Source organism: Motilimonas sp. 1_MG-2023, assembly GCF_030547455.1.
Classification (GTDB): domain Bacteria; phylum Pseudomonadota; class Gammaproteobacteria; order Enterobacterales; family CBDFNC01; genus Motilimonas.
In genome coordinates this window covers 1-890 of record NZ_JAUOPX010000108.1, presented here as the reverse complement: position 1 = coordinate 890, position 890 = coordinate 1, and the positions used below count along the sequence as shown (strand labels likewise).

The window sequence follows — 890 nt, the reverse complement described above, 5'->3', positions numbered from 1 at the left end:
GCTAGGCAGCAAAATTGGCAATATCAGTTTCAAGCTAACACCATCAAAACCCGCCATGTTTTATCAATAACACGGCTTGCAAAAGAGGTGCTAAGGCGGCGGGAACACCAAAGAAGGTACGCGGATATACAGTGGGCAATCTGCGAATACATACGGGTGATCCATCAAACAGCGATGCTTAAATAATGAGGGGATCCGTCAGCGCCGCCACATGGGTAGTGCTAGCAGGCGGAAAATTTGTTTCAAATTTTATGACAGCTCGCGCTATACCTTATGCTTGGCCTTGTTATGCGATATTAAACCGTCGGCGTTTAACCCAAACTCAACCGTCTTTGCTATACCTTTATCTCTGAACGAGTATCTAAGCAATTCCTTATTCATCCAACGAATGCTTCCAATTTGGCAATTGAACAAGAACTCATCAGGTTCCTCAACAAGCACTTGTCTTCGAAAAACTTCGCAGTCTGACAAGTCTGTTACAACAAGCGCTAGAGAAAATTGTGTAGAACAATGGTCCGCGACTAAACACGCTTTAAGATTTCGACTCTGGTTAAACTTCCTACTTAGCACGTACGAATTTTGAAAGTTGTCTTCAAGCACTTTGGCTCTCGCACGTTCGAATGGCTCAATTGACCACCGATTCAGTTCACAGACTTTTAATAACGAGGTAAAAAGCTGTTCTAGGAGTATTTCTTTTCTTTTATATTCACTACAGCTATAGAAAAACTTAAAATCGAACTTGTCATAGTATTTTAAAACTGAACTACTTAACTCCATAGTGCCATCTCTAGTGTCCCCATCACTAAGCTTAATCACTATGTAGTGGTACAACTATTTTGGCCACCTGATTAGAGGTGATAAGATCACCGTAACTAAGCAGGTATCAATAT

The 890-nt window shown here is 41.2% G+C and carries 1 pseudogene; it reads left to right on the top strand.

Annotation, left to right across the window (positions count from 1 at the left end):
- Positions 1-186: pseudogene (locus Q4519_RS21625) on the top strand (IS4 family transposase); the annotation flags it as partial.
- Positions 187-890 lie beyond the last annotated feature (704 nt).